This is a genomic window from Nocardia beijingensis NBRC 16342, assembly GCF_001612785.1.
GTDB classification, from domain to species: Bacteria; Actinomycetota; Actinomycetes; order Mycobacteriales; family Mycobacteriaceae; genus Nocardia; species Nocardia beijingensis.
The window spans coordinates 1-6,781 of the sequence record NZ_BDBC01000056.1; the positions used below are offsets into that span (position 1 = coordinate 1).

A 6,781-nucleotide genomic window follows, 5' to 3' on the forward strand; every position below is an offset into this window, starting at 1 on the left:
CCATGCCGCGGCCGGAAGGCGAACCACCGCGCGGCGCGGGCCGCCGCCGCGATATGCCGCCGCACCCGCAGCCCAATGTGCGTTATCGCGAACGCGATTCGAACCGCCAGGAACGACGCAGGCCGGAGAATCTGTAAGCGGGTTCGCCGTTCGTCGTCGAGTCCGAAGAGGTCCGTACCGAACTCCGGCGCCCAAGCCCACGCGGGCACAGCGGCGGATCTACTCGCCACGGACGAGACCTACGGCACTCGGTATGAGGACATCCGGCTAGGCCGCGGCTACCCGGCCGCAACCATTACCGGCCACACCTTCCGCCGCCGCGAGCAAGAACCGCACGCCGCGGCCAGCCCGGATATCGCACGGCGTCTCCCGCCGAGCACGTACCGCGCCATCGCCGCGGCCGGGCCTCAGCTCCGAGCGTCGCGCAGTTCGCGGGGAAGGGCGAAGACGAGGGTCTCGTTGGCCGTGGTGACCGGCTGGACATCGCCGTAGCCGTGCTCGGCCAGCCGGTCCAGCACGCCGCGGACCAGGATCTCGGGCACCGAGGCGCCGGAAGTGATGCCGATCGTGCGGACGCCGTCGAGCCAGGCCGGGTCGATCTCGCGGGCGAAGTCGACCAGGTACGCGGCCTTGGCGCCCGCACCGAGCGCCACCTCCACCAAACGCACCGAGTTCGACGAGTTGCGCGAGCCGACCACGATCACCAGATCGCATTCCGGCGCCATCGCCTTCACCGCCACCTGGCGGTTCTGGGTGGCGTAGCAGATGTCGTCACTCGGCGGGTCCTGGAGGGCGGGGAAGCGCTCGCGCAACCGCTGCACCGTCTCCATCGTCTCGTCCACGCTCAACGTGGTCTGCGAGAGCCAGATCACCTTCGACTCGTCGCGCACACTGACCTGGTCCACGGCGCCGGGCCCGTCGACCAGCTGGACGTGCTCGGGCGCCTCGCCCGCGGTGCCCTCGACCTCTTCGTGGCCCTCGTGGCCGATCAGCAGGATGTCGTAGTCGTCGCGGGCGAACCGCTTCGCCTCCTGGTGCACCTTGGTCACCAGCGGGCAGGTGGCGTCGATGGTGTGCAAGCTGCGCTCGGCGGCCGACGCGTGCACCGCGGGGGACACGCCGTGCGCGGAGAACACGACGACCGCGCCCTCCGGCACCTGATCGGTCTCGTCGACGAAGATCACGCCGCGTTCGCGCAGCGTCTCCACGACGTGCCGGTTGTGCACGATCTCCTTGCGCACGTAGATGGGCGCACCGTGCTTCTCCAGCGCCTTCTCCACCGTTTCGACCGCCCGGTCGACGCCGGCGCAGTACCCGCGCGGCTCCGCGAGCAGCACGCGTTTTCCGCCGTCGGCGACGGCGCTTCCCGCACCTGCCGATCGGGTGATTCCGACGTTCAAGGGAATGGCCGAAGACATGCCCACAGGATACGTGCGGCCCTGGATCGCGCCACGTGCGGGAGTTGCCCGTCACACTCGGCCGACGCGGGCGCCGAGCGGCCGGGAAGACGGGCACGACCGTACCGGCTGCCGGGTGTCGCGATTGTCTCGGACACTTACGCCGGGACCTGGGTCTATTCTCCGCACTATGAACACACCGCCACGCGATTCCCGCCGATCGGCGGTGCGCCGCAATCGGCGGACGGCAGAACGACGCGCGCCACTTCTTTGCATAACACACCATTTCGGGCAGGCTAGGACCATGTTTCGACCACCCTTTCTGGCCCGGGTCGCCGCAGGCGCGGCCGTATACGCCCTCGAGGAATCCCGCCGGCTACCAACGGCGGCAATGAATTTCCCGATCACGGCGATCAGTCAGGTACTGCAGACGACGATGCACGTCCAGCAGTTCGTCACCAGTCTGGCTCTGAAGGGCGACGCGGTTTTCGACCGCTTGTCCAACCGCCCGGTCGACCAGCCGGAGTGGGCCACCTTCGACGAGGACCTCGCCGACGACCAAGGCCCCGGCACGCCGCGCACCAGCCGATTCGATCTCTACACCGCCGATGATCCCGAGCCGTTCCGAACGCAGGACCCCTTCGCCGCCGACGACACCGGCGCGACCAACGGTCATGTCGCCTCGGTGACGCCCATCGGCGAGCCACCGGCCGAAGACCCGGACCCGGCGCCGACTGACTCGGACACCGATCCCGATCCCGCCCCGGAAGCGACCGCGATCGTCGAACCGGAAGTCGCCACCCGCTACGACTACGCCAATATGACCCTGGCCCAGCTGCGCGCCCGCCTGCGCCTGCTGACGCTCGACGACCTCACCGCGCTGCTGGAGTACGAGCAGCACACCCGCGCCAGGGCGCCGTTCGTGACCATGCTCACGAACCGGATCGCCACTGTGCAGGCCCAGTGACCGAACCAAGGACACCCTCGTCGCCGACGGCTGGCCGGGACACCTCCGGCCAACCCGCCGCCGCACCGGCCAACTCCGCCGAGCACCCCTGGCCGGTGCGTTCGGTCTCCATCAAGGTCGCCCAATGGATCGACCGGCTCGGCAGCATCTGGGTGGAAGGCCAGATCACCCAGATCAATCTCCGGCCCGGCACCCGCACCGCGTTCCTGGTGCTGCGCGACCCGTCCGCCGACATGTCGCTGTCGGTGACCTGCGATCCCGACCTCATCCGCAACTCCTCCGTCCCCCTGCAAGAGGGCAGCCGGGTGGTCGTCTACGGCAAGCTGTCCTTCTTCACCGGGCGCGGCACGATCTCGCTGCGCGTGCTGGAGATCCGGCCCGTCGGCATCGGTGAACTGCTGGCCCGCATCGAACGACTGAAGGCGCTGCTGGACGCCGAAGGCCTGTTCGATCCCCGGCTCAAGCGCCCGATCCCCTTCCTCCCCGGCACCATCGGCCTGATCACCGGCCGCGCGAGCGCCGCGGAGCGCGATGTGCTGAGCGTCGCTCGCAATCGCTGGCCCGCGGTGCGTTTCGAAATCCGCAACACCGCCGTGCAGGGGCCGACCGCGGTCTCGCAGATGCTCACCGCGCTGGCCGAACTCGATCGGCATCCGGACGTCGAGGTGATCGTGCTCGCGCGCGGCGGCGGCAGCGTGGAGGACCTGCTGCCGTTCTCCGACGAGGCGCTGTGCCGCGCCATCGTCGCCGCGACCACGCCGATCGTCAGCGCGATCGGCCACGAACCGGACAATCCACTCAGCGACCTCGTCGCGGATCTGCGCGCGGCCACGCCGACCGACGCCGCCAAACGCGTCGTCCCCGACGCCGCCGCCGAACTGGCTTGCATCCGTGAACTGCGCGAACGCACCGCCGCCGCCCTGCGGGGCTGGGTGGACCGCGAGACCAAGGCGCTCGCCCAGTTGCGTTCGCGGCCCGTGCTGGCCGACCCGCTGCGCGAGATCGAACGCCGCCGCGAAGAGGTGGAACGCCAGCGCACGGCGGCGCGGCGCTGCGCCGAGCAGTTGCTCCGCACCGAAGCCACGGCCACCCGGCATCTGCGCGAGAAACTCACCGCCGTCGGCCCGGCCGCCACGCTGGCCCGTGGCTACGCTGTCGTGCAGCGGGTCACCGGCAAGCAGCGCGAGGTGGTGCGTTCGATCGAGGACGCGCCCGCGGGCAGCCAGCTGCGCATCCGGGTCGCCGACGGCGCCGTCACGGCCGCCGCGCTCGGCACCCAGACCCTCGGGGCGAAGAACACCGACACAGGGAGGAACTGACTTGGCCGAGTCCGGCAAGTCCACCGAAACCGGCGCCGACCCGGCCGACGACGCCGCCGAGATCGCCGGTTTCGGCTACGAACGCGCGCGCGACGAGCTGGTCAATGTCGTCAAGATCCTCGAACAAGGCGGCCTCGACCTGGACGAATCCCTCGCCCTGTGGGAACGCGGCGAGGCGCTGGCCAACCGCTGTGAAGAACACCTGGCCGGCGCGCGCAAACGCGTCGAGGACGCGCTGCACCGCACCGACCTGGAAGAGCGGCAATGACCATCCGCCGCGCCACGCCCGACATACGCACCACCGATCTGGCCGCCAGCCGCGATTTCTACCGGCTGCTCGGCTTCCAGGAGGCGATGGACCTGGGGTGGGTCGTGACGATGGCCTCGCCGTCCAACCCGACCGCCCAGGTCCTGCTCGTCGGCCCGGACGCCGAGCAACCGCAGCCGGACATGAGCGTGGAGGTGGACGACGTCGACGCCGTGTACGCGGCGGTGACCGCCGCGGGCGCCGAGGTCGTCTACTCCTTGCGCGACGAGGCGTGGGGCGTACGCCGCTTCTTCGTCCGCGACCCGAGCGGGACCGTCGTCAACGTGGTGAGCCACCGCTGACGACGGCCCGGCGGCGTCAGCGCGACGCGGCCGCGGCGCGGAACCGTGCGATGCCGTCCGCGCTGCTCACCCGCGTGAATCCGGCTTTCTCCAGTACCCGTGCCGACGACGGGTTCGACAGCTCCACCTCGGCGTGCACCGCGCGAACGCCGGGCGCGGTGCACGCGTGCGCCGTCATGGCGACGGTGGCCTCGGTGGCGTAACCGCGACCCCGCCGCGAGGCGACGATGCCGTACCCGATCTCCAGCTCGCCCTCGGCGGGCGGCCAGAACAGCCCGATCGAGCCGACGACCAGCCCGCTGGAGCGCTCGACGACGAGCCGGTGCCCGAACGGCCCGAGCCAGTCCGGATGTGCCGCGAGCAGGCCCGCGATGACGCGATCGCCGTCGGCCGGGAAATCCGCCGCCCAGTCGGCGGCACGGTGGTCGTCGAGCACGGCCGCCGCCGCACCGGCGGTCCACGACCGCAGGATCAGCCGTTGGGTGCGCAACTCGGGGGGAAGGGGAACAGACACGTGACACTCCTGGTCATCGAAGAGACCGGTCCGCGTCTGCCGGAAATCAGGGGCGCGCGAACCGGCGAAGGGCATGCGAAATACGGCTGAGCGCAGCCATATTCATCGACCTCCGAAGACCGGTTCGGCACGTGTCTCGTACCGCCGCGAAACCTAACGGACGCGCGCCGCCGAAGACAAGCGAATTCTCAGGGCTTCAGCGGTTGCGCCGCCGCGATCGCCTGGGCGAGCGTGGTGAACGCCGCGTGGTTGCCCGCGCCGGTGATCAGCACCCGCGACTGGCCGAGGTCGGTGATCCACGCGGTCTCCGACCCCTGCTCGGCGTAGACGATCCATTTCCGGTCGCCGACCTGCTCGGTGCCGCTGGCGTACCGGGACCCGAGCACGAACCTGGCCAGCGCCTCCTCGGTGGCGTTGCTCTGGGTGAAGCGCATGTAGGTGCCCTGCGGCGTGATGTAGCCGACCGTGCTGACCGGCCCGCCGCCGTTGCCGCCGATGGATTCGCGACTGCCGGAGTTCGGCGTCCAATCCGCGGGCAGGTCCGGGTTGCGGATCGGGAACGGCAGCGAACGAGCGTCGGCGGTGAGCGCCGCGCGCGCGTCGAAATGCGGGATCTGACCCTGCGTCGGACCGTTCGCGGCGAAACTGCACTGGCTGGCCAGCCCGGCGAACACCAGCGCGATCAGGACCAACGGGATCAGCGACCAGAACAGATCCCGGTAGTCGTTCAAGATGCGCGGCTTTTGGTAGGACACGCTCCCAGTATCCACTCGCGCGGCGACGCGACCCCCTGCACCCCGGATACCAGGAGCAAGGGGTGTACGGCCGTGCCACATCGAATGAGACAATTGACCGGTACGTACCGGACGCACAGGAGGCACCCCGCAATGACGGCAACTTCCCCCACACCTAGCCGCCGCGAGGCGCCCGACCGCAACCTCGCACTCGAGCTGGTCCGTGTGACCGAGGCAGGGGCGATGGCCGCGGGCCGGTGGGTCGGACGCGGCGACAAGGAAGGGGGCGACGGCGCCGCCGTCGACGCCATGCGGCAGCTGGTCAGCTCCGTGTCCATGCGCGGCATCGTCGTCATCGGCGAGGGCGAGAAGGACGAGGCGCCCATGCTGTACAACGGCGAGGCCGTCGGCGACGGCACCGGCCCGGAAGTGGACTTCGCGGTCGACCCGATCGACGGCACCACGCTGATGTCCAAGGGCGTGCCCGGCGCGATCTCGGTGCTCGCGGTCGCCGAACGCGGCGCCATGTTCGACCCGTCCGCGGTGTTCTACATGCACAAGATCGCCGTCGGCCCCGACGCCGCCGACGTGATCGATATCTCCGCCCCGATCGCGGAGAACATCAGCCGGGTCGCCAAGGCCAAGAACTCCGCGAAGTCCGACCTGACCGTCTGCATCCTGGACCGCCCCCGGCACGCCGAGCTGATTCAGCAGGTGCGTGACGCGGGCGCGCGCATCCGCCTGATCTCCGACGGCGACGTCGCAGGCGCGATCGCCGCAGCCCGCCCCGACTCCGGCACCGACATCCTGGTCGGCATCGGCGGCACCCCCGAGGGCATCATCGCCGCCGCCGCGATGCGCTGTATGGGCGGTGAGCTCCAGGGCATGCTCGCGCCGAAGGACGACGAGGAACGCCAGAAGGCCATCGACGCGGGCCACGACCTCGACCGTGTCCTCACCACCGAAGACCTCGTCTCCGGTGAGAACGTGTTCTTCTGCGCCACCGGTGTGACCGACGGCGACCTGCTGCGCGGCGTTCGCTACTACGGCGGCGGCGCGTCCACCCAGTCGATCGTGATGCGCTCGAAGTCCGGCACGGTCCGCATGATCGACGCCTACCACCGCCTGACCAAGCTGCGCGAATACTCCTCGGTCGATTTCATCGGCGACGAACACGCGGTCCCGCCGCTGCCGTGATGTCTGGCCGCGACTTCGTCGCGGCGTGTTCGCGGCCCCTTCTT

At 70.1% G+C, this 6,781-nt stretch carries 8 protein-coding genes; 5 read left to right on the forward strand and 3 right to left on the reverse strand.

Translation table 11 applies throughout. From position 1 onward, the window contains the following. Window positions 1–407: 407 nt before the first annotated feature. Window positions 408–1,418, reverse strand: a complete 1,011-nt coding sequence (locus NB3_RS27710; protein WP_067809259.1) for a 4-hydroxy-3-methylbut-2-enyl diphosphate reductase — start codon at window positions 1,416–1,418, stop codon at window positions 408–410. A 283-nt stretch (window positions 1,419–1,701) separates the two neighbouring features. Between NB3_RS27710 and NB3_RS27715 the strand changes: the two genes are divergently transcribed. The 4 genes from NB3_RS27715 to NB3_RS27730 are packed head-to-tail and all read left to right on the forward strand — an operon-like array spanning window position 1,702 to window position 4,292. Next, the gene (locus NB3_RS27715; protein WP_067809261.1) at window positions 1,702–2,364 is read left to right on the forward strand and encodes a lipid droplet-associated protein; all 663 of its coding nucleotides are present in this window, start codon (window positions 1,702–1,704) and stop codon (window positions 2,362–2,364) included. After that, window positions 2,361–3,683, forward strand: a complete 1,323-nt coding sequence (gene xseA / locus NB3_RS27720; RefSeq protein WP_084823735.1) for an exodeoxyribonuclease VII large subunit — start codon at window positions 2,361–2,363, stop codon at window positions 3,681–3,683. Before NB3_RS27715 ends, xseA begins: the two co-directional genes overlap by 4 nt. Window position 3,684: 1 nt before the next feature. After that, window positions 3,685–3,951 (forward strand): exodeoxyribonuclease VII small subunit, encoded by a 267-nt coding sequence (locus NB3_RS27725; protein ID WP_067809265.1) that lies wholly within the window; start codon window positions 3,685–3,687, stop codon window positions 3,949–3,951. Then, the gene (locus tag NB3_RS27730; RefSeq protein WP_067809267.1) at window positions 3,948–4,292 is read left to right on the forward strand and encodes a VOC family protein; all 345 of its coding nucleotides are present in this window, start codon (window positions 3,948–3,950) and stop codon (window positions 4,290–4,292) included. Before NB3_RS27725 ends, NB3_RS27730 begins: the two co-directional genes overlap by 4 nt. Before the next feature lie 16 nt (window positions 4,293–4,308). On the opposite strand, the gene NB3_RS27735 is transcribed toward NB3_RS27730, so the two are convergent. Together NB3_RS27735 and NB3_RS27740 are read right to left on the reverse strand one after the other, a co-directional pair. Then, entirely contained in the window at window positions 4,309–4,806 is a 498-nt protein-coding gene (locus tag NB3_RS27735; protein ID WP_067809272.1) for a GNAT family N-acetyltransferase, read from the reverse strand. A 188-nt stretch (window positions 4,807–4,994) separates the two neighbouring features. After that, window positions 4,995–5,561, reverse strand: a complete 567-nt coding sequence (locus NB3_RS27740; RefSeq protein WP_067809268.1) for a DUF4245 domain-containing protein — start codon at window positions 5,559–5,561, stop codon at window positions 4,995–4,997. Window positions 5,562–5,693: 132 nt separating this feature from the next. Here NB3_RS27740 and glpX point away from each other — a divergent pair, with 132 nt between their 5' ends. Next, on the forward strand, window positions 5,694–6,737 hold the full coding sequence (gene glpX / locus NB3_RS27745; RefSeq protein WP_067809270.1) for a class II fructose-bisphosphatase: 1,044 nt from the start codon (window positions 5,694–5,696) through the stop codon (window positions 6,735–6,737). Window positions 6,738–6,781 lie beyond the last annotated feature (44 nt).

Bases quoted from the DNA above. Each gene is read 5' to 3' on its own strand.
- NB3_RS27710 (WP_067809259.1), bottom strand. From the start codon at position 1,418: ATGTCTTCGGCCATTCCCTTGAACGTCGGAATCACCCGATCGGCAGGT.
- NB3_RS27715 (WP_067809261.1), top strand. From the start codon at position 1,702: ATGTTTCGACCACCCTTTCTGGCCCGGGTCGCCGCAGGCGCGGCCGTA.
- NB3_RS27730 (WP_067809267.1), top strand. From the start codon at position 3,948: ATGACCATCCGCCGCGCCACGCCCGACATACGCACCACCGATCTGGCC.
- glpX (WP_067809270.1), top strand. From the start codon at position 5,694: ATGACGGCAACTTCCCCCACACCTAGCCGCCGCGAGGCGCCCGACCGC.